Annotated in this window: 17 protein-coding genes; 8 read left to right on the top strand and 9 right to left on the bottom strand. The window is 36.6% G+C overall.

Annotated features, from left to right (window positions below):
* The first annotated feature begins 2 nt into the window (after nucleotides 1-2).
* Together J7604_RS15305 and uvrC are read left to right on the top strand one after the other, a co-directional pair.
* Nucleotides 3-2,294, top strand: coding sequence for a transglycosylase domain-containing protein (locus J7604_RS15305; protein WP_293897213.1), 2,292 nt, complete (start codon nucleotides 3-5; stop codon nucleotides 2,292-2,294).
* 11 nt (nucleotides 2,295-2,305) lie between these two features.
* Nucleotides 2,306-4,117, top strand: a complete 1,812-nt coding sequence (gene uvrC, locus J7604_RS15300) for an excinuclease ABC subunit UvrC (RefSeq protein ID WP_293897211.1) — start codon at nucleotides 2,306-2,308, stop codon at nucleotides 4,115-4,117.
* 54 nt (nucleotides 4,118-4,171) lie between these two features.
* Here uvrC and gldN read toward each other — a convergent pair whose 3' ends face one another.
* From gldN to J7604_RS15255, 9 genes are all read right to left on the bottom strand, one after another.
* Nucleotides 4,172-5,035: a gliding motility protein GldN gene (gene gldN, locus J7604_RS15295; RefSeq protein WP_028981163.1), complete on the bottom strand. Its 864-nt coding sequence runs from the start codon at nucleotides 5,033-5,035 to the stop codon at nucleotides 4,172-4,174.
* A gap of 18 nt (nucleotides 5,036-5,053) precedes the next feature.
* Entirely contained in the window at nucleotides 5,054-6,640 is a 1,587-nt protein-coding gene (gldM, locus tag J7604_RS15290) for a gliding motility protein GldM (RefSeq protein WP_293897208.1), read from the bottom strand.
* A 48-nt stretch (nucleotides 6,641-6,688) separates the two neighbouring features.
* A complete protein-coding gene (gene gldL / locus J7604_RS15285; RefSeq protein WP_028981161.1) occupies nucleotides 6,689-7,489 on the bottom strand; it encodes a gliding motility protein GldL in 801 nt (266 codons plus the stop codon).
* Between the two features lie 114 nt (nucleotides 7,490-7,603).
* Nucleotides 7,604-8,635 (bottom strand): gliding motility lipoprotein GldK, encoded by a 1,032-nt coding sequence (gldK, locus tag J7604_RS15280; RefSeq protein WP_028981160.1) that lies wholly within the window; start codon nucleotides 8,633-8,635, stop codon nucleotides 7,604-7,606.
* 190 nt (nucleotides 8,636-8,825) lie between these two features.
* Nucleotides 8,826-9,866, bottom strand: a complete 1,041-nt coding sequence (locus J7604_RS15275; protein WP_293897204.1) for a type IX secretion system membrane protein PorP/SprF — start codon at nucleotides 9,864-9,866, stop codon at nucleotides 8,826-8,828.
* A 142-nt stretch (nucleotides 9,867-10,008) separates the two neighbouring features.
* On the bottom strand, nucleotides 10,009-10,797 hold the full coding sequence (locus J7604_RS15270; RefSeq protein WP_028981158.1) for a uroporphyrinogen-III synthase: 789 nt from the start codon (nucleotides 10,795-10,797) through the stop codon (nucleotides 10,009-10,011).
* A 15-nt stretch (nucleotides 10,798-10,812) separates the two neighbouring features.
* The gene (locus J7604_RS15265; RefSeq protein WP_293897203.1) at nucleotides 10,813-11,994 is read right to left on the bottom strand and encodes a DUF4271 domain-containing protein; all 1,182 of its coding nucleotides are present in this window, start codon (nucleotides 11,992-11,994) and stop codon (nucleotides 10,813-10,815) included.
* Nucleotides 11,981-13,021, bottom strand: coding sequence for an MraY family glycosyltransferase (locus J7604_RS15260; protein WP_293897202.1), 1,041 nt, complete (start codon nucleotides 13,019-13,021; stop codon nucleotides 11,981-11,983). Before J7604_RS15260 ends, J7604_RS15265 begins: the two co-directional genes overlap by 14 nt.
* A gap of 25 nt (nucleotides 13,022-13,046) precedes the next feature.
* Nucleotides 13,047-14,828, bottom strand: coding sequence for a BamA/TamA family outer membrane protein (locus J7604_RS15255; RefSeq protein WP_293897201.1), 1,782 nt, complete (start codon nucleotides 14,826-14,828; stop codon nucleotides 13,047-13,049).
* A gap of 28 nt (nucleotides 14,829-14,856) precedes the next feature.
* On the opposite strand from J7604_RS15255, the gene hemW reads away from it, so the two are divergent.
* The 6 genes from hemW (at nucleotide 14,857) to J7604_RS15225 (ending at nucleotide 26,558) form a co-directional block, all read left to right on the top strand.
* Nucleotides 14,857-15,978: a radical SAM family heme chaperone HemW gene (hemW, locus tag J7604_RS15250; protein ID WP_293897200.1), complete on the top strand. Its 1,122-nt coding sequence runs from the start codon at nucleotides 14,857-14,859 to the stop codon at nucleotides 15,976-15,978.
* A 55-nt stretch (nucleotides 15,979-16,033) separates the two neighbouring features.
* A complete protein-coding gene (locus J7604_RS15245) occupies nucleotides 16,034-16,411 on the top strand; it encodes a hypothetical protein (protein WP_293897199.1) in 378 nt (125 codons plus the stop codon).
* 87 nt (nucleotides 16,412-16,498) lie between these two features.
* Nucleotides 16,499-18,340, top strand: a complete 1,842-nt coding sequence (locus J7604_RS15240; protein WP_293897198.1) for a glycoside hydrolase family 15 protein — start codon at nucleotides 16,499-16,501, stop codon at nucleotides 18,338-18,340.
* Between the two features lie 41 nt (nucleotides 18,341-18,381).
* Nucleotides 18,382-20,013 (top strand): M1 family metallopeptidase, encoded by a 1,632-nt coding sequence (locus J7604_RS15235; protein WP_293897197.1) that lies wholly within the window; start codon nucleotides 18,382-18,384, stop codon nucleotides 20,011-20,013.
* A gap of 4 nt (nucleotides 20,014-20,017) precedes the next feature.
* A complete protein-coding gene (locus J7604_RS15230) occupies nucleotides 20,018-20,671 on the top strand; it encodes a hypothetical protein (RefSeq protein ID WP_293897196.1) in 654 nt (217 codons plus the stop codon).
* A gap of 178 nt (nucleotides 20,672-20,849) precedes the next feature.
* Complete coding sequence (locus J7604_RS15225) at nucleotides 20,850-26,558, top strand: MG2 domain-containing protein (RefSeq protein WP_293897195.1); 5,709 nt, start codon at nucleotides 20,850-20,852, stop codon at nucleotides 26,556-26,558.
* Nucleotides 26,559-26,562 lie beyond the last annotated feature (4 nt).

The following is a 26,562-nucleotide window of genomic DNA, read 5'->3' as shown; positions in this document are numbered from 1 at the left end:
ACATGAGCAAAAGTAATTTCTTTATATCCGCATTCATCAAAACTATCTGGATCAGCTTTATTGCCGGTACAGGAAGTTTAGTACTTTATGTGTATTTCGTTTCTATTAACTTTTTAGGCCTTTTCGGCCCTATGCCAAGCTTAGAAGCTTTGGAAAACCCCAAAAGTGAAGTTGCGTCTGAGCTTTACACAGCTGATAATGTTTTATTGGGAAAATATTTTAAAGAGAACAGAACTCCTGTAGAATTTGAAAAACTTTCCCCAAATCTAGTAAATGCTTTAACTGCTACCGAAGATTCAAGATTTGAAGAACATTCCGGTATAGACTTAAGAGGAATGGGCAGGGTTTTCTTCAAAACAATTATTCTAGGCCAAAGACATTCCGGAGGAGGAAGTACTCTTTCACAACAACTTGCCAAAAATTTATTTCAAACCAGAAGCGCTCTTTATAAAGGCAAACTTAGTAAGGGAACTCTTGGAAAGGTAATTTTCAAAACCAAAGAATGGATTACCGCAGTGCAGATAGAAAGGGCATATACCAAAAAAGAAATCATGACCATGTATCTGAATACTGTTGATTTCGGAAGTAATTCCTTTGGTATTGAAGTAGCATCGAAAACCTTTTTTAACACAACTCCGGATAGCCTTAAAGTAGAAGAAGCTGCTGTGCTTGTAGGTTTACTAAAAGCACCTACAACCTATAGTCCTGTCTATAACCCCGATTCCTCTACATCAAGACGAAATACTGTAATCAGTCAAATGTCCAAATATGGTTATCTGACTTCTATCAAAGCTGACTCAATTAAGAAATTACCTATCACTTTAGATTACAATGTAGAAAATCACAATAAAGGTTCTGCAACATATTTCAGGAGCTTAATCACATCTTACCTAATTCCATGGTGTAGAGAAAGAGGCCTGGATTTATATTCAGACGGTTTAAAAATATATACAACGCTTGATTCCAAGATGCAGAAATATGCAGAAGAATCAGTTGCGTCCCACATGAAAGAAGAACAACGTAAGTTCTTCGAACACTGGAAGGGCAAAAGTCCTTGGGCAGATGAGCAGGGAAAAGTTATACCAAATTTTATAGAAACAGCTGCTAAAAGATCCGATAGATATCGTGCATTAAAACTTCAGTATGGAAATGATACAATTAAGATCATGAAAGTAATGAAGACTCCGATCAAAATGAAGATCTTCAGCTGGAATGGAGAAATAGATACATTGATGTCTCCAATCGACTCAATCAAATATTACAAACATTTCCTTCATTGCGGATTCATGGCAATGGATCCACACTCAGGCTTCATCAAGGCATGGGTAGGAGGAATAGATCATAAGCATTTTAAATATGATCATGTAAAGCAAGGTAAAAGGCAGCCTGGCTCAACATTTAAACCATTTGTGTATGCTTCAGCGATCGATCTTGGATATTCCCCTTGTTATGAACTACCAGACCTTCCTGTAACATTCCCGACTGCAGACGTAAACCAGACGTGGACTCCACAAAACAGTAATGGAGAAGGCTTCACTGGGGAGATGTTCACGCTAAGGAAAGCAATGGCAAATTCAATTAATTCCATCACTGCAAACCTGATGAAAGAAATCGGACCACAGGTGGTAGTGAACAATGCCAAGAGAATGGGTATTACCAGCCCGCTGGATCCTGTACCTGCACTTTGCTTAGGCGTAAGCGATGTTTCTATTTATGAACTAGTAGGAGCTTACAGCACTTTTGTCAACAATGGATTTTGGACTGAACCTTTTTTCATTACAAAAATTGAAGACAAGAATGGAAATATCCTTCAGGAATTCATACCAAAAAGTGTTGAAGTATTTGATGAGGAAACTGCCTACCTTATGGTACATATGCTTAAAGGTGCTACAGAAGAAAAAGGTGGAACAGCACTTGGTCTGAATAAGTATGGACTTTTGTGGAATGGTTATGAAATCGGAGGAAAGACGGGAACAACACAAAATTATTCAGACGGATGGTTTATGGGCATTACCCCAAAATTAGTGGCTGGAGCTTGGGTTGGAGGAGATGACAGATGTATTCACTTCAGAAATATGGATCTCGGTCAAGGAGCGAGAATGGCGATGCCACTTTGGGCTATTTTCATGAAAAAGGTATTTGCAGATTCAACACTAGGCTTAGTCAAAGAACGCTTCCCTCGTCCTACAAAACTAAGTGTTGAAATAGACTGTAAAAGGTACAGAGAAAAGAGTTCTCTGCACTCCGATTCTCTTCAGCAAAAACATCAACAAGTATTGCCTGACGAATTTTAGGAGGTTTAATCATGGCGGAAAGTGAGGAGGTAAGAGAGCAAGTTAAAAATTTACCTGACCAACCTGGCATATATAAGTTCTTCAGTGAAGAAGGAGAACTTATATATGTAGGAAAGGCAAAGTCTCTCAAAAAAAGAGTCTCTAACTACTTTAATAAAAATACTGGTGTTGACAATAAGACACGAAAACTTGTCAGTCAAATAAGAAAAATTGAGTTTACGATAGTAAACACTGAGTTTGATGCACTCCTTTTAGAAAACAGTCTTATCAAAAATAATCAGCCGAAGTACAACATACTTCTAAAAGATGATAAGACCTATCCCTACATATATGTATCCCGTGAACGTTTTCCAAGGGTTATAGCCACAAGAACATTTGACAAATCATTGGGAACATACTATGGCCCTTATACGAGTGTTAAGGCTATGAATAGTGTTCTTGACCTGATACATAAATTATTTTTTATACGAACTTGTACTTTTAACCTTTCAGAGAAAAATGTAAATGATGGAAAATACAAAGTCTGTCTGGAGTTCCATATAGGTAACTGTAAAGGACCATGTGAGGGCTTAGTTACAGAGGAAGTATACTCAGAAAATATAGACAAAGCCCATCAAATCCTCAAAGGCAATATTGCTGTAGTCAAAACTTACTACAAAGACCAGATACAGGAAGCCGCAGAAAACCTTGAGTTCGAAAAAGCTCATAAACTCAAACTTAAATTTGATTTACTAGAAAAGTTCCAGACAAGCTCAGTTATTGTTAATCCCAAGATTACGGATCTGGATGTCTTTACAATCAAAAGTCTTGAGAAGAATGCATTTATTAATTACCTACACATAGTAAATGGCGCAATTCTTCAAACTAAAAATATAGAGATTAAAAAGAAGCTTGACGAAACGGATGAAGATCTTTTAAAGCTGGCTATAATTGGCATCAGAGAAGAAATGGAAGTATCTACGAGAGATATTATAGCCAATATACCCGTAGAAATAGATGAGCTGAAAATTACCGTCCCTTCTATAGGCGACAAGAAAAAGCTTCTGGATCTCTCCCTAAATAATATAGCATATCAAATGAGCAAATCCATCTCAAATAATGAAAGAGATTCAAGGATACTCAATACAATGCAAGAAGACCTACGGTTAAAAGAAAAGCCTTTTCATATTGAATGCTTCGACAACTCCAACATCCAAGGAACAAACCCAGTTGCGTCAATGGTGGTCTTTAAAAATGCAAAACCATCAAAGAAAGATTATCGCCATTATAACATTAAGACCGTAGTTGGTCCGAATGATTTTGATAGTATGCATGAAATAGTTCACAGAAGATATAAAAGAGTTTTAGAAGAAGGACAACCTCTTCCAAACCTAATAGTAATCGATGGAGGTAAAGGTCAACTTTCTGCAGCATGCCAAGCATTACAGGAGCTTGACTTATATGGTAAAATACCCATTGTAGGTATTGCAAAACGACTTGAAGAAATCTATTATCCGGATGACTCGCTTCCTTTGTATATCGATAAAAAATCAGAGTCTTTAAAAGTAATACAGCAAATCAGAAATGAAGCCCACAGATTTGCAATAACCTTTCATAGAACGAAAAGGAGCAAAAGTACTTTAGCCAAAAGTAAGTTAGCTTCTATAAAAGGAGTTGGAGAGTCTACGTTTCAAAAGCTGGTAAGCCATTTTGGTTCGGTAAGTAAGATCCGACAAGCAAGTGTTGAAGAACTATCAGAAATAGTTGGGAAGGCCAAAGCGGAGCTGGTACTATTAAATCTTTCAGGTGAAAAAGAGAATGATAATCAAGAAGGCAATAAATAAAAAAGGAGGTTTTTCAACCTCCTTTTTCTATAATTCCTTATAGTTAGAAATCTCTTAGAATTCCCAAAGGTTATGCTCATACTCAAGAAGCTCGAAAGCGGCCCACTGAGCAGCCATGATACCTTTTTGCTGATCTCCACCATAGATGTCAACTAAGTATGCATCATTTGGATTGGAAACTTTGATGATATAAGAGCTAAATAAACGCAACTCGAACGCATCAGCAAGATTTTTATGTTGCTGATCGTTCTGAGGATTAAACCAAATTGCTTTAGGGTTATCCTTGAAAAGTTTGTTTACTAATTCTTTATACTCGAAAGAAGCAATTGGAGTCTGAATACCTCTGATGTTAGCAGGGTGATCAGCAGGAACGTACACTGTTATTGCGTGAATATCGTAGTACAATCTGGATCTTTGCTTATCGAAGATGATATCTTCTTTTATTTCCATCTGATATAAATCAGTTGGGAAATAAAAGTTAGGACCACCACCAATTGCAGCAACATCCTCCCCATTTGCCTTCATAATCTCTAACTCTTCTGCACTAAGTTCAGCTTGCTCAGATGGCATTTTAATTCTCTCATTGAATTCTTCAATTGTAAGAGTTTTACCATCGTAAAGGGAATCAGAAGCATATGCCTTTATATCACCTCTTTGAACAGCATCGATTAGTAAACGAGTCAGCTCTCTGTTTTTAGAAAACAAAGGTTTATTTTGTTTTTCTCTAAGATCCAGAGCTCTAATGATCGTCTTCTTATACATGATATCAGATTCATGTATAGGTCTAACAGAAAATTTGTTATAACCTGTATTTTCTGCTGCAGGAGTTGCTTCAGCAGGTGCTTCAGCTGCCTCTTGAGCAATTATCAGGTTTGATGCGAACATCAAACCTGACAAAATAACACTAATTTTTTTCATAACTAAGCAGTTTAGGTATTAGTTAAGCGGGATGTTCTTAATAACAATTCCCAAATTAACTTCTTCCGTATCGTTAAGGAAGTTAGTTCTAGTAACTTTCTTAACCTCTATCATGATTCTGTCTCCAGGCTGAGCTGAGGCAGCAAACTGAGCTAGGTTTCCAGTTTCAGAAGTGAAAGAAGTTTGAGTAACTGGTCTCTTTCCTCTAACAAGGATAGCTTCCCATTGAGTGATCTTATATCTTGCATCTTTAGGCAAGAAAGTTTTAAAGCTCTCATCAGGTACCGCCTTCATTGTGATAGCTCTAGGACCAGGAGCAGGAACTCCTTGTTTCTCATTTACAGGGCTACCGTTAGATAAAGCCTGAATTTCAGGTTTTGGGATCAACCTAACATTGAACTCTTGTGAACCGATTGCGTTTCCGCTGCTCGCTACATTAAGAGTTACTTTTGCACCAGTTGGAACCAGAGTAACAAGACCTTTTGTAGCACCAGGAATAACTTTAGCACCACTTGCAGAGAATGAAGGACTGTAAGTAGAACCTAAAGCAGGAACCTGAACATTAAGTTCGTTACCGCAATTTTTGTAAAGAGCAGAAACTGAAGCAGACTGAATTTGAATAACAGGCTTAGCAACGATATACTCTTCTTCAACTACGAAAGTAGTATCTTTTCCTTTGTACTTGAAATTGATAGCACCTTTCCACTTTTTCTTAGCATTACCTTCTTTGTCATATGCTCCAGCAGTTGCAGTAAAAGAAACTTTACCGATTTTTCTTGCATCAACCTGGATAGCTCTACCATCCTGGCTCATTGTTGGAGTAATTGCACTTGAAGATGCTGCAAGGAACATTTCAGCCTCATATTTAGTACCAGCTGCAATAACTTTAGACGCAGGTCTAACCATCGCAACTACGTTATCAAATTTGATATCTGATGCACCTACTTCACTCGCAAGTTTAGTTAGGGCATCATTCTCATATTTAAGAACTTCCGCTTCCTTTTGCGCTAGTACTGCAAGAGCAGCAACCATTGGAGTTTCAGAGAAGTTAAGCTGAGCAAAATCTTTTCTAGCCTGGTCTTTATCCTTCATGAACATCGGATCTTCTTTTCCATCCAATGCTAATTTAGGAGCATTTACACCAAATTTCGAAAGAGAAGCAACATAATTGTTAAGTTTTTCTTTCAACTTGTAAGCTTCACCGTTTTTGCTACCTTCTGGACCAACCATATAGTTTGCTACTTTTTCTTCTTCTTTAGCACCTTTATAGTTTCCATCTTCTTCTTTTCCTCCTGTATCTTCAATCAGGTGTTTGCGAAGACCTTCCATGTAAGCAATTAGCTCAGCAGTTGCAGCTTTTACTTCATCTGCTTTTTTAACGATATGAGCATCTTTATTACCTTCTTGTTCAACGATTCTTCTGATGTTGCCACTTACTTTAGCATTCTCAGCAGTCGTTTTTTCATTCACATTCATCAAACTATCATCAAGAAATTTGAATTTCTGTATGATAGCTGAGCTTACCTGGAGCGCTAACAGTGCTGTTAGAACCAGGTACATCATCCCAATCATTTTCTGCCTTGGGGTTTCTTTACCTCCAGCCATATTTTAAACCTTTTTCTTTTTCGTTTTTAAAATAATTTCTACTGAAAATTAACCTCTCATTGCAGTTAGCATGTTACCATACACATTGTTAAGCTGAACAAGGTTCTTAGATAGTTTACCAAGTTCTTCTTTGAACTGAGCAGTATCTTTGCTTGCATCTGCCATGTTCTCCATAGCATGAGAAAGATTACCATAGAATTTGTTCATAGCTCTCAAGTGATTGTTAGCATCCTGAAGCTCCATTTCATAAACAGCGTTCAATGCACCAAGATTTTTAGTGATGTTTTGAACTTGTGAATGATATTCTTTAGCATCTACAGAAGCATTAGCCATTTCTGACATTGCATCTACAGTTTTAGAATATGATTTATTCATCTCAAGAAGAGACTTAGATGCTTGCTTAACGTTGTTTGCATATTCGTTAGAAGCAACAGAAGCATCAGAAAGATCTTTAAGGTTAGAAACAGATGAAGATAGAGAATTGAAACCAGCACCTAGTTTGTTAACAACATCCTGAGTGATGTTTGCTTCAGAAAGCATATCATCAAGTCTTCTTGTAAGACCATCGTTAGAAGCAACTTCACCTTCTTCTTCTTCTTCATAGTAATCATCAGCCAATTGAGGATAAACTCTCTCCCACTTTGGATCGTGAGGAACAGGCTGAAATGAACTGAAAACGAAGATTAATGCCTCTACGCTAAGACCAACAACAAGCATTGGACCAGCACCCGGCCAGTGCATAATTTTGAACATCGCACCAACAATTACAACTGCGGCACCAAGTCCGTAGACCATTGGCATGATCTTGTTAAAGAATACATCTTTAAAACCACCTTTGTTTGAACTCATTTTCGTAAATTTTTAAATTTTAAGTGTTTAACAATTAATTATTAGGTAATAGATTATTATATAGTTTGTGATTATACAACTATTAAACTTATTAAATCTTTAAAGGACTTGATTTTAGAATTCGAAACCTGAAGATCTACCAAGATAAGTCATTACGCATCTGAAACCGATGTATGACTTTGTAGTGTCCTGATACTCGAAAGTACGTGTTCCGGTTTCAAGGAAGTAAGCAATATCTTTCCAAGAACCACCACGGATAATCTTTCTAGGCTCGTCGTCATCGTAGTAAGTTGGGTTAAGATCCCAAACTACAGGAACAGCAGCATCATAATAAGCGTCTTCACACCACTCTGATACGTTTCCTGCCATATCATAAAGACCGAAGTCATTTGAAAAGTAAGAAGCAACTGGTGAGCTATACATGAAACCATCATCGTAATAGTTTCCTCTTCCAGGTTTGAAGTTAGCAAGCATACATCCTTTTGCATTTCTGATGTATGGGTTACCCCAAGGATATTTAGCCATATCTCTTCCACCTCTAGCAGCGTATTCCCACTCTGCTTCTGAAGGCAATCTGAAGTTTGGCATTTTCCAAAGACCTTGCTCTGCTCTCCAGTTATTCATGTGCTTAGTTCTCCATTCGCAGAAATATCTTGCAGCGAACCAGTCAACACCAACTACTGGATATTCATCAAACGCAGGGTGTGCGTAATAATATTCCATCATTGGATCACCCATGTGGTGAGCAAAATCCTTTACCCAAACAGCTGTGTCGGGATACAATTCAGTTCTGATATATTGTTCACCCAATACGTCAACTGAATCGCTTAACATTACGTCAATGAATTGTCTGTACTCATTGTTCGTAATTTCGGTTTCGTCCATATAGAACCCACCGATAGTCACCTGTTTGTTAAGGTTAATTTGAGTAGCCGGAACATCCTGATCCGCCTGCCCCATGTGGAAAGTCCCCGACGGACATGTTGTCATACCGTATGGCACTGTCATAACCCATCCTTCTCTTCCCTGAACGCCGACTAGGTCTCCCCCTCCATCGGAGGTACCTCGCCCACATCCCTGAATAAGAATAGAGGCTCCGAACAGTGCAATGTAGCAGAGACTTCTGATAACACCTATTTTATTCATAATACACTTGTTTAATTTTCTTTTGTAAATTTTTTGATAATAAATTGTGTTTTAAGTTACTAAATTTTTATTTCTAAAACGAACTTTTTTAATCTCAATTATAAAAGTCCAAAAAAAACTCAAATAATTGATAAAATGTTTAGAAATGTTGTACAAGTTCTATAAAAAATTTCAATATTCCAAAATTTTGTTAATTTTCTTCGTGCCTGTATCTTGGCGTTCTGATCTTAGGTTTAGGTAATTCCCAAGGTGTCGGAACTATATAGGAGAGCATAATCTCGTGGGAAGTTCTCTTTTTGGCTTTTACGCCGTTTGTTACAAAATCAAATGCATAACCGACTCTTAACGCATTCATATTTTGTTTATTTTTCAAAAGGTTCACTCCAACGTACATAATTATATCATCGTTGGATAGTGTTTTGCCACCCTGATCCACGTCTTTTTTCGCAAAAGACTGACGTGCATTCAGACCCACCCAGAACTTTTCATTATACGTTCCCAATGCCCCAAAAAGGTATGTAAGCTGGTTCATATCAGTCTGAAAGAATGCAGATGGTGTTACCTTAATGGTAGGCCCTACATCAAAATTATAAGAACCACTTATATAAAGGTGATTTGCCAGTTTCGAATTAATGGATGGAGTATTATAAGACAGCTTAGTTTCTCCTAAATGGTCAAAGCTCACTCCCCCACTGAATTTTTTACTCTGATACCAAAGTCCTACACCAAAATCTGGTTTTGTTTGTCTTATTTTATTATTAGCATCTCCAGTTAGATAGTCGTAAATTGGATCATTCTCCTGTACAACCCTGTACCAATCAGTTCTTACTCTAGTTGAGTAAACACCCGCGCGAGCACCAACACCCAATACACCTTCTTTAATTTTAAAATGATAAGAACCTGAAAGCTGGAACTCTGTATTATTTAGTGGACCAAGATTATCATTTACTAAATGAACACCCAAGCCCAACCTCTTATTAAAAAAGGGAAGTAGGGAAGAACCACTTAACACTGTACTATACGGCGCAGATCCTTTATATTGGGTTGACTGGTACGCTAGCCATTGAACCCTGTTCAGCAGGGTAAATCTCGTTAGTCCTTCAGTACCAGCAAATCCTGGGTTATAATACAGGGTATTGAACATATACTGGCTGAACTGTGCATCTTGCTGGGCAAAACCAGCAGAAACAAAGATCAGAAAGAAAAACACAGACAGTTTAAATCTTTTCATAAAAGACACCTTGGGATAATAAATCCAGTTCCAAAACTAAATATTTTTAAATTAAATATAAATAAAATTAAAAAAGAAATCAATACTTCTTTTCCAATGTGGGATTTTGATAACTAGGTTGCCTTACCTTTTACGGATAATTTTACTTAATGTTATTGGCTTTCTTTATATATAGCTCTAAGGCTCCAGTCATTGATGGTGCATTTGGTAGTGGAGCTTCTATATCCAATATTAATCCTGCATCTTTCACCGCCTTTGCCGTAGTTGGGCCAAATGCAGCTATCCTTGTTTTATTCTGTTTAAATTCAGGAAAATTGGTAAATAGTGAGTTAATTCCTGAAGGACTAAAGAAAGCTATTATATCATAATTAACTTCTGCAAGATCTGACAAGTCACTAGGAACTGTCTCATAAATTACTGCTTCACTGAATTTAAATCCATTATCCTTAAGAAATAAAGGAATTTCTTCCTTTCTGATATTGGAACAAGGATATAAATAAAATTCGTTTTTATGCTTTTTAAGAATTTCCTCAAGATCTTTTGCGGTTTTTTGTCCCACAAAGATCTTTCTCTTTCTAATTACTATATACTTCTGAAGGTAGTTTGCTGTTTGCTCAGAAATACAAAAATATTTCATTTCTGCCGGCACTTCAATTCTTCCCTCTGCACAAAGCCTGAAAAAATTATCTACTGCATTACGGCTGGTGAAGATGACTGCGGAATGTGCAAGAATCTCTATCTTTTGCTTTTTAAACTCTTTGAAATCGAGTGCTTTAATTTCAATAAATGGCCTGAAATCTATTTTCAGCTTATATTTCTCAGCTAATCCGTAATAAGGCGATTTATCGTCTGTCGGTTTGGGCTGTGTTACTAAGATACTTGATACTTTTGTATATCTATCCTTTAGCTCTTTTTCTTTAATTTCACTCATTATCTCAATACCTTATTAATATTTTATAACGTCAGATGCCAATAGTTTAGTAATTACAATAAAAGGCAGTATTTCACTGATACAAAGGTAAGAAAATAAATAAAGATTTCTATAGTTGGAAAACTTAAATATGATATAGGAAACCTTTAGTATTAACAGGAAGAAGATTATCAATAAGATAATTGTCAAAGCCGTAATAGACATAAACGGATGAAAATTATTCAACGATAATAAAATTAAAACAACCGGAACCACAAACAGGTTGACTTTTAGCATAATAGATAAAAACTCATAAAAATGAAGAGTAATGAGTTTATTAAGGTCAAATATCCATCCGAGAAATGTAATTAGTAAATATTTAACTATTATAAGAAAGATTATCATTAGAGTTGACAGTGCAAACTGGGAGAACAATGACAAATCCTGGTTTTTAATTAACGTAAGAAATTTGACAAAGTCTTCGCTTTCTTTGTTTGAAAATATCAAAATACTAAGTGAAAATGCATTTAAAATAATTACCAGCACGAGCGGAAAATCAATAATACGGCTACTTAGTAATTCTTCAGAGGCACTTAGTGAAAATTCAGATTTTTGGAAAAATAGGGAAAACGATTTAGGAAATCTGTTTTTCAAAATTGCAATAATGGCGAATGAACTTATGAAAAGTGCCATAATAAGATCTCCTAAAAAGTTTTGCTTTTTAGCCTCAATACTAATTGCAGGAGCAGATTCTATCTGGTTTTCCGGAAAATACCCTATGAAAACCGAACCTTCATTAAAGGAAGCATCAGGTTGATAAATAGTAAGTAAATCCTTCCTCCCTCCTACTGTCTTCTTTAGAAGATCCTTAATAGGAATCGCAACATCCTGATATTTGGATTCTGTATTAGTATAATACAATTCATTATTTACAAATAATGATAACTTTGGAGCAGCTTTTACCTGAAGGTGATATCCGGCATATTTATCCAGGTCAATCCATTGAAAAATAAAATGGCTTTTCTGGGATTTTCCTTTCATAAAAGGAACATACCCATTTATATCAGCATTATATATCTTCCAATCTGAACTTAGATCTTTTACAATTTTAAATGCAGTTTGAGCAGAATTGCCCATTTGAGGAAGCAATATTGCCAAAATTAAAAATAAGATAGCCCTGACTTGGCTAGTATTGTTTTTAGACTTATGCACCAGCATTTTCTCTCTTTAATCTCAAATAAAAGATTTCGATTACTCCTGTAACTAAAAAACCATATCCTATCATTAAAAATAGTAAATAGTTATTTTCCAGATTAGAAAGTACATTAACTCCCAATATGGCAAAAAGGTTAATCAAAGCGAGTGAAAATACTGTCATTACCTGAGAAAATCCAAGATCCATAAGTCTGTGGTGGATATGATTTTTATCCGGTGAGAATGGCGATGTACCGTTTAGTATTCTCAGCATAAAAACTCTTAGCGTATCCATTATAGGAATGATCAACACAGCAATAGCAATAGATGGAGATGCGTCAAATGCCTCCATTCTTACAAATTGTATTCCCAGGATTGATAAGATGAAGCCGGACACCAAGGATCCGGTATCTCCCATAAATATAATTGCTTTGTGAAAATTATACCTTAAAAATCCAATTACTGATCCCAACAAACTAAAAGCGACATAAGAATAAACCCCGAAAGCTTCTCCTCCATACCAATAGAAGTATACCCCAAATGTAGAAGTAATGATCATCACTATCACTCCTGCTAGTCCATCAACACCGTCGATAAGGTTAATTGCATTGGTAATACCAATAATAACAAGGAATGTAACCACATAACTGATTCCATTATCTACCTCATATAATCCCAGCATTCCTTTAAAATCTGATATTCTTATATCCGCAACAAACATGACAATACCTGCTGCAAGCACCTGAACAAAAAACTTTTTAAATGCCGATACCGGAACTACATCATCTTTTAACCCAATAAAAAAAATGATAATTGAACCGGCTAAAACTTGTTGTACACCATTTTCGAGTGAGCCAAAAATAGTTAATGCCGACATAAATCCTGCGAAGATCGCTAATCCACCCAAGCGAGGGGTCAGAGATTCATGAACGGTACGCAAATTTGGTTCATCCAGTAATTTTTTGATGTGAGCAACATAAATTATAGACGGAATTGCAAATACTGCGATTAGAAAGGCCCAACAAAACGAAAGGACTGAATTATAAAGCATGCACTTTAAGAAAGGAACAAATTAACTAAAACCTGCTTATTATACCAAAATGAACCTTAGAAAGATTCAAACTTAATTTCTGATCTCTGGATTGACCCAAAGAATAAACGAAATTAAACACTCCTGCACTAGTTGTGAAGGACACGCCTACTCCAAATCCAAATGGAAAATCATCCTTAATAGAAGGATTCACGACATTTGACACATATCCTTGATCATAAAACACTAGAAGATAGGAAGTTGGATCTGTAAAATATCGATATTCGACAGAAGCAATGCCAAATGTCGACGCATAATAATTCAATTCATTAAATCCTCTTAAAGATTTGAGTCCACCTACCCTATACAAATCATTAATAAACAGGGTGTTTTTGTCGTTGAAAATTTTGCCGGCTTCAAATCTTGTAAAAATTACAGACTTGGCCCTTATCGGAAAAAATCTGTTTATCAGAATATTGCAGGAGTACTGGATAGATTTTTTGTCAAGCTGATCATATAATTCAGGCTTAACCAACGAATTTTCCCTCAAAACTTTATTTCCCAAAGAAAATTGTACATCAAATATCCAACCTTTATGAGGATAAAATATATCATCCAAATTATTCCAATTATAACTCAAGCCATAATTATAATAATTATAATCTGACATAAGTAAGACTGTAGTATCAGCTCCAACAGGACTGGAGAATTGGCGGGATGTCTTGAGCCCTGTAAAAAAACTTACTCTTGATCTTACTGACAAGGCACTTGATACATTTATTCCCCTGTAAACAGTAAGAAATAAGCTATCCTGATTTAACAAATTAAAATTCATCCGCAAATCAAGGTTGGATCCCAACAATTTCGGGTGGTAATATCCAATATTTAGAGTCTGAGAAGATGCTTTAAGCTTTTTCCACTCCAGCAGTACGCCTTTACCTGTACCAAATACATTTTTTAAGTTCAGATTAAGTTCACCAGTAATAAGCAATTTTTTTCCTCCTCCTTCATTTGGAAGAAAACCGATAATACCATCAGCCTGATTGATTTTCTTATCTTCCAAGAAGATAGTTACAGTCGCCTTGCCACTTCTGAACTCCACCACTGGAGGTCTGGAAATCCTGACAAATCCCAGTGCTGATAATATTTTATCAGCCTCTAGTACTTTTTTCTGGCTAAATGGCTGCCCTTTTTCAATATGAAGTTCACGCATCAAGTACCTATTCTTCACCTTACTGCTCCCCACTATAATCACAGAATCGAAAACTATCATAGGCCCCTTATCATAATTGAGAACGCCATACAGGCTATTCTTTTCAATCATAAAGGAATCTATCCGGAGAGAAGCAAAAGGATAGCCATGATCTTCCAGATAAGTCAACAGATCATCTTCAAAAGCCAGAAACTGTTCTATATTGAAGAGCTTATCCCGATAGTATTTTTCCTGAAATTCTGTTTTGCTTAATATTAACGGATTAATATTTCCTTTTTTCAGAGCAGCCCATTTGAATTGGTCCCTCAAAGAGATAAAAGATTTCAATGTATCTCCATACATTGCGAGTGAATCCACTGAAGCCTGAAGATATGCTTGTTTGTGTAATTTTTGTATAATCTCTTTTACTTCATATACTGCACTTACCGAGTCTCCGAATGATGTTTTATGATCAGTTATTAAACCATTATTTTCAGAGAAAACCGAAAGAAAAATACGGGTACTGTCTCTTTGTCCATAAGAAAAGAGTGAAGTGAAGAGTAAGACGAAGAGAATTAAAAAGTTTTTCAACACGTTTATACTAACGAAAGTAAACTGTAAAATTACTATTTTCAATTCAGGATTAATTTTGCATAAAAAATAAATGTCAGGAATTTATATACACGTCCCTTTTTGCAGGCAGGCTTGTCATTATTGCGACTTCCATTTCTCAACGAACTTATCATTCAAAGAAAAAATGGTAGAGGCAATCTGTATGGAGTTGAGTCAAAGGAAAAGCTACATTAATGAAGACATCAATACAATTTACTTTGGAGGAGGAACACCGTCTCTACTTCTTGTCGATGAAGTTAAAAAAATTATAGACGAAATAAGGAAGCTTTACAAGATTAATGATAATGCCGAAATAACAATTGAAGTAAATCCTGATGATATTACTCAAAAGTATTTAAGGGGGATAAAACAAGCGGGCATAAACAGACTTAGTATTGGTGTTCAGGCATTTCAGGATAATTTATTGACGTTATTGAATAGAGCTCATAATAGTGAAAAGGCAATTAACTCTATTAAAGAGGCAAGAGAACAAGGCTTTTATAATATAACTGCTGATCTTATATATGGTATACCTGGTCTTGGCAAGGGAAAATGGGAAGAAAATATTCAAACGCTTGTAGACCTTGATATTCCTCATATTTCAGCTTACGCATTAACGATTGAAGAGAAAACAGTTTTAGGCAAGCGATTGAAAAAAGGGCATTTTACTCCAGAGGAAGAGGAAATAGTTGCCCTTCAATTTGAAGACCTTATTTTCTTATTAGAGAGAGCATCATATGAACAATATGAAATCAGCAACTTTGCCAAAGAAGGTTATATTGCACGCCACAATAGCAGCTATTGGCTGGGAACTCACTATTTGGGTCTTGGACCTTCTGCCCATTCATTTAATGGTATTTCAAGACAATATAATATAAGCAATAATCATAAATATATTGAAGGAATAAACATCTCAAAGCCGGAGTTTACAATAGAGCAACTAACAGATCTGGATAAAGCGAATGAATATTTTCTAACCAGATTGCGCACCAAATGGGGATGTGATCTGGGAGATGTAAAACAAAAGTTTAATCTTGAGGTAAACTATTATATAGATACTGCAAAATCATTTATTGAGGATGGCTTTATGATAAAAGAAGATAATTTTTTAAAGTTGACGCCTAAAGGAAAATTGATTGCAGATAAAATTACAGAGGCATTCTTTATCATTTGAAGAAAATCGGATGTATGGGGGAAAATAAATTTAAAAATGTTATATTTGCGTTGGTATGACTGTCCAAATGACAAGCGATCAGAAAAAGGCCTTTCTGCTTCTAAAATCAATAATTTTCAATTATCATGGTTTAAATGAAGACGAGCAGGCAATTTTAAAAACAACTGCTCAGAATCTAAGCGCAGTAGAAGAATTAAAATGGGCTGAAGACTTTATAGGCAGCGATGTGTTCACTGCCTTCGAACGAGCTCGTGAATTTTTCAATGCAACTATCGGAACCTATGATACTCAGACCAAACTTTCTTATCTGAATATGGTCTGGGAGGCTACTAATTCAAAAGGTTTTATCAGTGAAATGGAGGCAACTGCCATTTTAAAACTTGCCAGAGACTGGGGAGTACAAAAAGAACTCCTGACCCTGGTAAGAAAATAATTATTTTTCCGTTTACATTATCCGCCAACATATTTTCTTTTAAACTGTTCTCCTTACTGACGGAATTTTGATCAGTAAGAAAGAAGGATGAATTATCAGCCTATTGAGAACTATGCAATCATAGGAGATTTAAATACAATAGCTCTTGTAGGCCTCAATGGGTCTATAGATTTTTTGTGCTTCCCGTTTTATGATTCTCCTTCTATTTTCGCGGCCCTTTTAGACTATAAAAAGGGTGGTTATTTTAAGATCCATCCTATTATTAAGGAAGAAGTTAGGAATAAGCAAATGTACCTTCCCGGTACCAATGTTTTACTTACACGATTTTTGTCTGCAGACGGAGTAGGAGAAATTACGGATTACATGCCAATAGAAGGTATGGTGCATGGAAATGAACTCGTAAGAAGGGTTTCCTGCATCAGAGGAAACATTCAATTCAAAATGGAGTGCAGGCCTCGATTTAATTATGGTCGAGACGAACATATTGCCCATAAAAGAAATCACAATTTTGAAATACTATTCGAAGGTCAGGGAGAAAGTCTTTTGAAACTAAGACTGAAAAGCTCTGTACCTATGCATATTTCAGAAAATGACGGGTATGCCGAATTTACCCTGAACGAAGGCGAACGTGCAGATTTTATTCTTGAAGATATTTCGAAAGAAGATCCTCCCAATATTTCATTGGGAGACTTTATTACAAAAACATTTTTTGAAACGGTAAAATACTGGAGAGACTGGGTTTCGAAATCCACTTATAAGGGGAGATGGCTTGAAGCAATTCAGCGCTCAGCCCTCACACTCAAATTGCTTTGTAGTGGAAGATACGGGTCAATAATTGCAAGCCCTACATTCGGGTTACCCGAATTCATTGGAGGTAATAGAAACTGGGACTATAGATACAGCTGGATAAGAGATTCAGCTTTTTGCCTCTATGCACTTGTAAAAACAGGCTATACCAAAGAGTCACAGGCATTTGTAAAATGGATACATTATCAATGTCATGATATTGAAAACCCGGGACATTTACATCTAATGTATTCTACATCTGGCAATAACAACCCACAGGAAATTACGCTAGATAACCTTGAAGGATACAAAGGTTCGGCACCGGTAAGAATTGGCAATAATGCAAACAAACAATTGCAACTGGATATTTATGGTGAACTATTAGACTCTGTGTATTTGTATAATAAATATGTTGAGCCAATAAGTCATGATTTCTGGAATAATCTTGTATTTCAGGTTAACTGGCTCATAGATAATTGGAAAAGAGAAGATAATGGGATATGGGAGGTCCGCGGGAAAGAGAAGCATTTTTTATTTTCACGCCTCATGTGCTGGGTGGCATTTGACAGAGCGATTAAGATAGCAGAATCAAGGTCATTTCCATATCCAGAAACATGGAAAACTGAAAGAAATAAAATATATCAAAGCATATATAATGAATTCTGGGACGACGATTTAAAGGGATTTGTCCAGTATCAGGGAGCCAAAACTGTTGATGCCTCTTGCTTATTCATGCCAATTGTTAAGTTTATCAGTCCAATTGATCCCCGCTGGCTGCAAACAATGGAAGCAATAGAAAAAGAGCTGGTATCCGATTCTCTTGTTTATCGTTATATACCTGAAGTAGCCGCTCCTGACGGACTAGGTGGCAGAGAAGGGACATTTTCAATGTGTACATTTTGGTATGTTGAATGTCTTTCCAGATCAGGTCAACTAGAGAAAGCACAGTTCTATTTTGAAAAAATGCTGGGATATGCGAACCATGTAGGTTTATTTTCTGAACAATTGGGTTTTATGGGTGAACATTTGGGAAATTTTCCTCAGGCTTTCAGTCACGCAGGCCTTATCAGCGCCGCTTTAAACCTTAATGCTGAATTAAATAAAAGGGGAAAAACCGATTCCGTTCCTCAATTTTTTCTTTAGTAAAATAATCTCCAACTTTACAGCATAACGCTTCTGGAAAAATGCATTTAAGATTTTTTTCTATCATTCTTTCATTTCTGTTTATTTATCATTGTGGTCAGGCCCAGACCAAATCCTTTACAAGACACGATACATTGCGAGGGAGCCTTTCTCCACTCAGAACATGCTATGACGTTCACTTTTACAACTTAAAACTTAAGATTGATCCTGATAAAAAATACATCAATGGCTGCAATTCAATTTACTTCAAAATAATCGAACCCACGACCAGAATACAAATAGACCTTTCTTCAAGACTTAAGATAGACAGCATCCTATTTCATAATGAAACTCTTAACTATGAAAGAGACAGTAATGCAGTATTTATTAACTTTAAAAAAGTACTAGCTCAAACTTCATCAGACTCCATATCATTTTTTTACTCTGGCAATCCTATTGAAGCCAAAAATCCGCCTTGGGATGGTGGCTTTGTATGGGCAAAAGATGCCATTGGTAAACCATGGATAGGTGTTGCTTGTGAAGGAGACGGAGCAAGCCTCTGGTGGCCCTGTAAAGATCATCCTTCAGATGAACCAGACAGTGTACAGACAATTTTTTCTGTCCCCAAAGGGTTGAAGTGTATAAGCAATGGAAATCTGGAGCAGGAAGTCTGCGACAAAGATTTTCATACCTATAGATGGAAAGTACATTATCCCATTAATAATTACAATGTAACCCTAAACATTGGTAATTATACAGAAATCAAAGATGAATATATTCGACCTGACGGTACCATTTTAGATCTCAGATATTATGTGCTCCTACAAAATGAAGATAAAGCAATGGAATATTTTCAACAGGTAAAACCAATGCTAAAATGCTTCGAGGAATATTTTGGAAAATACCCATTTCCCAAAGATGGCTACGCAATAGTTGAAACACCCTATCTCGGAATGGAGCACCAAAGCGCTATTGCATATGGAAATAAGTTCAGAAAAAATATGCTTGGATACGACTACATTGTTATCCACGAAAGTGCGCATGAGTGGTGGGGGAACAATGTCAGTGCATGCGATCACGGAGATCTCTGGATTCAGGAATCATTTACGACTTATGCCGAAGCATTATTTGTCGAATGTATTTTTGACTTTAATACATCTGTAAATTACCTGTTACGACAACGAAATTATATTAAAAACAGCGAGCCGGTAAAGGGACCTTCAAATGTCAATTACCACTATTGGAAAGATTCTGACATGTACTACAAAGGCTCATGGATGCTACATACCCTTCGCTCTGTGCTAGACAATGACAGTTTGTGGTTTTCGATACTAAAAGATATTCAGCAGCAATATTCTCAAAAGCAGATATGTTCTGACGAATTGATAAATTTTATTTCTCAAAAAGGAATGATTAACTTGAGGCCGTTCTTTAACCAGTACTTGCTACACACTGACATTCCGGCATTTGAGTACAAGCTAAAAAGAAAGAAAAACAAATTCTACCTGGTTTACCGTATGAGAGCATCTGAGAATGGCTTTTCAATTCCTATAAAATTAAAATTGCAAAGCGGAAAAACGATAACACTCATAGCAGATCAAGTATTTAAAAAGGTTGAATTAGAAGAAAACGACCTCAAGGATTTTAAAATCCCGACAGACTTATATTATATTAGCGGCGAAAAATTAAACTAAATATATGAATAGGACAATTACCAGAACATTAGTTGTATTTATCCTGATGCTTGGCATTTCATTTTCAGGATATTCACAGAAGAAGAAAAGTTCTTCAAAAGGGAATCAGGCATTTTCAAGAAATGATCTGACACTAGGTCTTAAGCTTGGAGATCCTACCGGTGTTACTTTAAAAAAGTACATGGATAAAAAAGCCTTGGAGTTTGTATTCGGTTTTCCTGTTTGGGGTGGTGAACACTATGCAGACAGATATTATGACAGAAAATACGATTATGATTATAGAGGAAATGGATATTATGCTGGCCGTTACGGTTATAATTATTTTGGTATGGCTCTTCAGGTACATTACCTATGGAGATTTCCTATCGGAGATATCGATGGATTTACTTGGCACATAGGATTCGGAGGACAGTTGAGATACAATACTTTCGTTGTACCAGTACGTCAGTATTATGACAACTTTGGAAACTATTACTATGCAGAAGACAGAGTGCACACAATTGATATTGGTCCGGACGTAGTTGGAGGAGTAGAGTATGCTTTAAAACAAGCTCCTATTACTTTCTTTGCTGATGCTAACGTATTTATTGCTTTCTTACGCTATCCATATGCGACTGGCCAAGGTGGTATCGGTGGAAGATTCAGCTTCGGTAAATAATTTTCTTATATAAAAAATTTATAATTGCCGCCTTTTCATATAAAAGGGCGGCAATTTTTTTTATCTGATTTCCACTTTTAAAGAAGCTTTTCCGTTAACTTACGTATGACTTTAACCTATATAAAATTAAAACCAACACCAATAATAAAACTTTTAGAAAGCTATTATTAACTTTTTTATGTCTTTAAAAACATTACTTTCAGGCAGTAAGATAAAAGTTATCTTGTCCTCAATATTAGCAATTGCAGCAATAGGTGGAGGCGTCTTCTGGTACGCTTCAAAAAACAAAGCTAAAGGTGAATACAAATTCAACCCGGCGTTTAAAGCCTATGTCAGTTCTTTCACCGGCGGAATTATATCCAGGGAATCGCCTATACGAATTTCTTTTATTTCTGAAATTGTAAAGCCAGAAGAGATTAACACGCCTCTTCAGACAGAATTATTCAGTTTCTCACCGTCAATCAAAGGTACTACAAAATGGATAGATAAGAGTACTATTGAATTTGTTCCGGAAGAGCCGCTTAATCCAGGTCAATCGTTTGATGCCAAGTTTGAAATAGGAGAAGTTATGCAGATGCCTGAAGACCTTCAGACATTTGACTTTGCGTTTCAGACCATACCTCAGACCTTTGAAGTATATGTAGAAGGATTAAGGACTTATGATGTGACGAACTTTGCTTCTCAGAAATTGCTTGGAATACTAAGTACCGCTGATGTTGTAGACAATGCAACCCTTGAAAAAGTTTTAACTGCGAGTCAGGATGGTAAAGCCCTCTCAATTACCTGGATTCATGAAAACGATAGAAAGACTCATAGATTTCAGGTTGAAAAGATTCAAAGAAAAGAGGCAGCAGGAACTGTTATCTTAACATGGGATGGCACTCCTATTCAATCTGAGACAAAAGGAAATGAAACTATTGAAGTTCCAGCTATCGGAGAATTCTCCATTGTATCTGCCAGAGCAGTGCAGGGTGAAGACCAATATGCAGAAATTCAATTTTCCGACCCACTTGATCCTAATCAGGATCTTCAAGGCCTTATCCAGATTACTGATGTTCCTGATTTCAACATAGTAAAAGACGAAAATATATTAAAGCTTTACCCACCTGTAAGACAAATTGGCAATAAGACTATTACAGTAAATGAAGGAGTTAAGAACATTAAAGGTAAAGGTTTAGGAAAAACACAAAATCTGGATATTAACTTTGAAGAAATAAAACCTTCTGTTAAACTAACCGGCAAAGGTGTTATTCTTCCAAGCACAGATGGTCTTATATTCCCATTTGAAGCAGTAAGCCTGAAATCTGTTAATGTAAAAGTCATCAAGATCTTTGAAAACAATGTTACTCAGTTTTTCCAGGTAAACAAATACGATGGCAACAGTGAGATTAAAAGAGTAGGAAAAGTAATTCTGAAAAAGAATATCTCATTAAATAATACTAACCCTAATGATTATGGTAAATGGAAAAGATATGCTCTTGATATTTCAACTTTAATCAAAACGGAGCCAGGAGCTATTTACCAGATTAAAATTGGCTTTGACAAAAAAGATATTTTCTATAGTTGTGATGCTTCTGAAGAGGCCGTATCTGAGGCTACAGGCCAAACTACTCTGGAAGACAATGAAGATGATATTATTGAGGAAAACGAATCCAGCTATTGGGACTATTCGGAAGAATATTATAATGAGGATTACGACTATTCCGAGAGAGAGAATCCTTGCAATAATTCTTATTACGGTGAATACAGATCTGTTTCAAGGAACATTTTCGCTTCAGATCTTGGTATAATCGCTAAGGCTGGTTCTTCAGGAAATCTTGTATTTGTAGTTACAGATCTTAAAACAACCAAACCCGTTGACGGCGCAAGTATAGAAGTCTATGACTACCAACAGCAACTATTATTGCAGGATAAAACTAATGGTGAAGGGGTGCTTACCATTGACTTAAAGAAGAAACCTTTTTTAGTTAAGGTTAAGAAAGAAGAACAAATTGGTTATCTAAAAATGGATGATCAATCCGCTTTAGCTGTCAGCAATTTTGATATCTCAGGAGCTAAAGTACAAAAAGGAATAAAAGGATTTTTATATGGAGAAAGAGGAGTTTGGAGACCAGGAGATTCTCTGTTTTTAACTTTTATACTTGAAGATAAACTTCATAATCTTCCTAAAAATCTACCTGTAAACTTTGAACTAGCCAACCCTTCAGGTCAGGTAGTAAAGAAGCTCGTATCTTCTAATTCAGTAGAGGGATTCTACAACTTCAGCACTACAACTTCCCCAGAAGATCCTACTGGTAACTGGACTGCAACTGTTAAAGTTGGTGGAGCTACTTTCAGCTATCCGTTGAAGATAGAAACCGTAATGCCAAACAGACTTAAAATAAATCTTGATTTTGGCACAGATAAAATCACAGCAGGCGAATCATCAATGAAAGGTGATTTAAATGTAAAATGGCTGCATGGAGCGGTTGCAAAGAATCTAGAGACTGACGTGACAGTTCAACTAGCAAAAGGCGAAACTAAGTTTAACAAATATTCTGATTTCATCTTTGATGATCCAGGGAAAAAATATGAAGGCGAACCAATTGAAATTTTCAAAGGCAGAATAGATCAGAATGGTAATGCAATGGTGAATGCACATCTTGAAGCTGGTGATAATGCACCTGGCGTGATGACAGCCAACTTTAAAGTAAGAGTAATGGAAGAAGGTGGTGCTTCAAGCATTGACAGATTTTCTATGCCATATTATCCATTTACATCCTTTACAGGTATTAGAGTGCCAGAAGGCGACAAAGCCAGAAACATGCTCCTCACCGATACTTCTCATACAATTGACATAGTAACTCTTGATGCTAATGGGAATCTTGTATCCGGAAGAAACATCCAGATGGAGCTTTACAAAATAGAATGGAGATACTGGTGGGAAAAAGGAGAAGAGAACCTTTCAGCATATCTGGACAATAATTACAAACAAGCTCTTGTAAGAGAAAATGTAGTCACTATCAATGGAAAGGCAAAATGGCAATTCAGAGTCAATTATCCTGAGTGGGGTCGTTTTTATATTCGTGCTAAAGATACTAAAAGTGGTCATAGCACCGGGAAGATAGTATTTATAGACTGGCCAGGATGGGCTGGCAACTCAAGAGAAAGAAATCAGGGAGGTGCAGCATTACTTTCTTTCTCTTCGGATAAGCCAAAATATAACGTAGGAGAAACTGCTCGTCTTTCAATTCCGGGAAGCAGTGAGGGTAGAGCCTTGATTAGCATTGAATCGGGAGCTAAAGTACTGCAGACCCAATGGATGGAGACTAAGAAAGGGAATAATAATTTTGAATTCAAAGTTACTGAAGAGATGACTCCAAACATCTTTGTTAACGTTACATTGATTCAGCCACACGCACAAACGCTTAATGATCTTCCGATTCGATTATATGGAATAATTCCTATAACTGTTGAAAATCCACAAACCATACTGGCTCCGGTCATTACAATGAGAGAAGAGCTGCGACCGGAAGAAGACTTTACCGTCTCTATAAAAGAACAAAACGGCAAACCTATGATATATACACTTGCTGTTGTTGATGAAGGCTTGCTTGACCTTACTCATTTTAAAGCTCCCGATCCCCATGACCATTTCTATGCTAAAGAAGCACTTGGAGTAAATACATGGGATATGTATGACTATGTCATCGGTGCATATGGAGAACGAATAGATAAGATATTAAGCATTGGTGGTGACGGGGAACTTAAAGGAAGTGAAGGAAATAAAACCAACAGATTTAAACCTGTTGTCAAGTTTATAGGACCATTTAGTCTTGCAGCTGGAAGCTCGGTTACGCACACATTAAAAATGCCACAATACGTAGGTTCTGTGAAAGCAATGGTCGTTGCAGGAAATCCTGACGGGGCTTATGGCAAAGCTGAGAAAGCTGTTCCGGTAAGAAAGCCATTAATGGTATTGGCGACCCTTCCAAGAGTGCTAGGTCCTGAAGAATCTGTAGCATTGCCTGTGAATATTTTTGCTATGACTAAAAACGTGAAGAATGTTAATGTCACGATCAAAGCAAATAATATGTTTGAGCCAGTTGCTGAAAGCTCAAAAAGCATAACATTCAATCAGCCTGGAGATGAAGTTGTAAACTTCTTCCTAAAAGCCAAACCAGCAGCAGGCAAAGGGTCTGTTTCTGTAACTGCTACAAGTGGAAAAGAAAGAGCTGAATATAATGTTGACATAGACATTAGAAATGGTAATACTGAAATTACCAAAGTGTATGAAAATGTCCTTTCTTCAAATGCATCTTGGAATGCTGATTTTACTCCATTTGGATTGGCAGGAACAAACAAGGCAACACTTGAAGTTTCAGTGATACCTCCGATAAATTTGGGAAAACGTTTAAGATATTTGGTTCACTATCCATATGGATGCGTGGAGCAAACAACTTCTTCTGTATTTCCACAACTATATGTCCTTGAATTGATGCAGCCAACAGAGGACTTGAAAAGAATGGTTGAGAAGAATGTTAAAGCAGGAATCCAACGTCTTAAATTGTTTCAACTACCCGATGGAGGTATGACTTATTGGCCAGGACACAATTATTACGATCCATGGGCCACCAACTATGCAGGTCATTTTATGGTAGAAGCAGAGAAGAAAGGATACGCGCTTCCTCAAGGTTTCCTCAATAATTGGAAGAAGAGCCAAAAGAAAGAAGCTCGTAACTGGAACTATGGAGAATATAACGATGACCTGACTCAGGCGTACAGATTATATACACTCGCACTTGCAGGCGATCCTGAAATAGGTGCGATGAACAGACTGAGAGAATCAAGAAGTCTCTCCTCTCCCGCTAAATGGAGACTTGCTGCCGCATACCACCTTGCAGGGCAAACAGAGGTTGCTAAAAACTTGGTAAGTACAGCATCTCTCACAGTAAAAGATTACAGAGAAATGGACAATACTTACGGATCAACGTTAAGAGATAAGGCCATGATTCTGGAAGTATTAAGCATCATGAATATGAAAGCACAAGCTGCGCCACTTGCAAAAGAAATTTCAGCGGCTCTGTCTTCAGATAAGTGGCTCAGTACACAGGAAACTGCTTATTGTCTCATGGCGATTACAAAATTTGCAAACGTTTCTGCTCCAGGCACTAAAGTAAGTTTTGCTTATTCTATCAACAATAGTAAACCTATAACGGCAATGTCAGATATGAAAATTTCTGAAGTTGACCTCAAACCAAATGTAAATCCATTCAATCTTCAGGTTAAAAACAACAGTAATGGAGTTACATATGCCAGAGTATTATTGACAGGCACACCAAAGCCAGGAATGGAGGAAGCTGCTGAAAACAATCTGGGAATTTCAGTACGTTATTTGTCAAAAGATGGGGCTGAAATAGATGTTGAAAAACTTGAGCAGGGAACGGACTTCATTGCAGAAGTGTCTATTTCAAATCCTGGTCTAAGAGGTGATTACCAGCAAATGGCATTAAAGCAAATCTTTGCTTCAGGATGGGAAATTAATAATTCTCGTTTGGATAACTTTACTGAAAAGACTAAAGAAGAAAAGAGAAGAAGGTATACTTATTACTATGGAGATGAAGAATCAGAAAATGAAGATGAAGCTGAGGAAACAACCTCTAACGGACTTCCATTGGCAGATGCTCCAACCTATAGAGATATCAGGGATGACAGAGTGTATACTTTCTTTGACATAAAGGCAAATGAGAAAAAAACATTCCGTGTAATGCTGAATGCCGCATATCTTGGAAGATTCTACCTTCCGGCGACTTATGCAGAAGCTATGTATGATGGCTCTATCAATGCAACTGTGCCAGGGAAATGGGTAGAAGTATTTAAAGCAGGAGAGAATATTTCTCTTAAATAATTAT

Origin of the sequence: Sporocytophaga sp., from assembly GCF_017745095.1 — a bacterium.
GTDB lineage: Bacteria > Bacteroidota > Bacteroidia > Cytophagales > Cytophagaceae > Sporocytophaga.
This window is presented reverse-complemented; position numbering and strand designations above follow the sequence as displayed.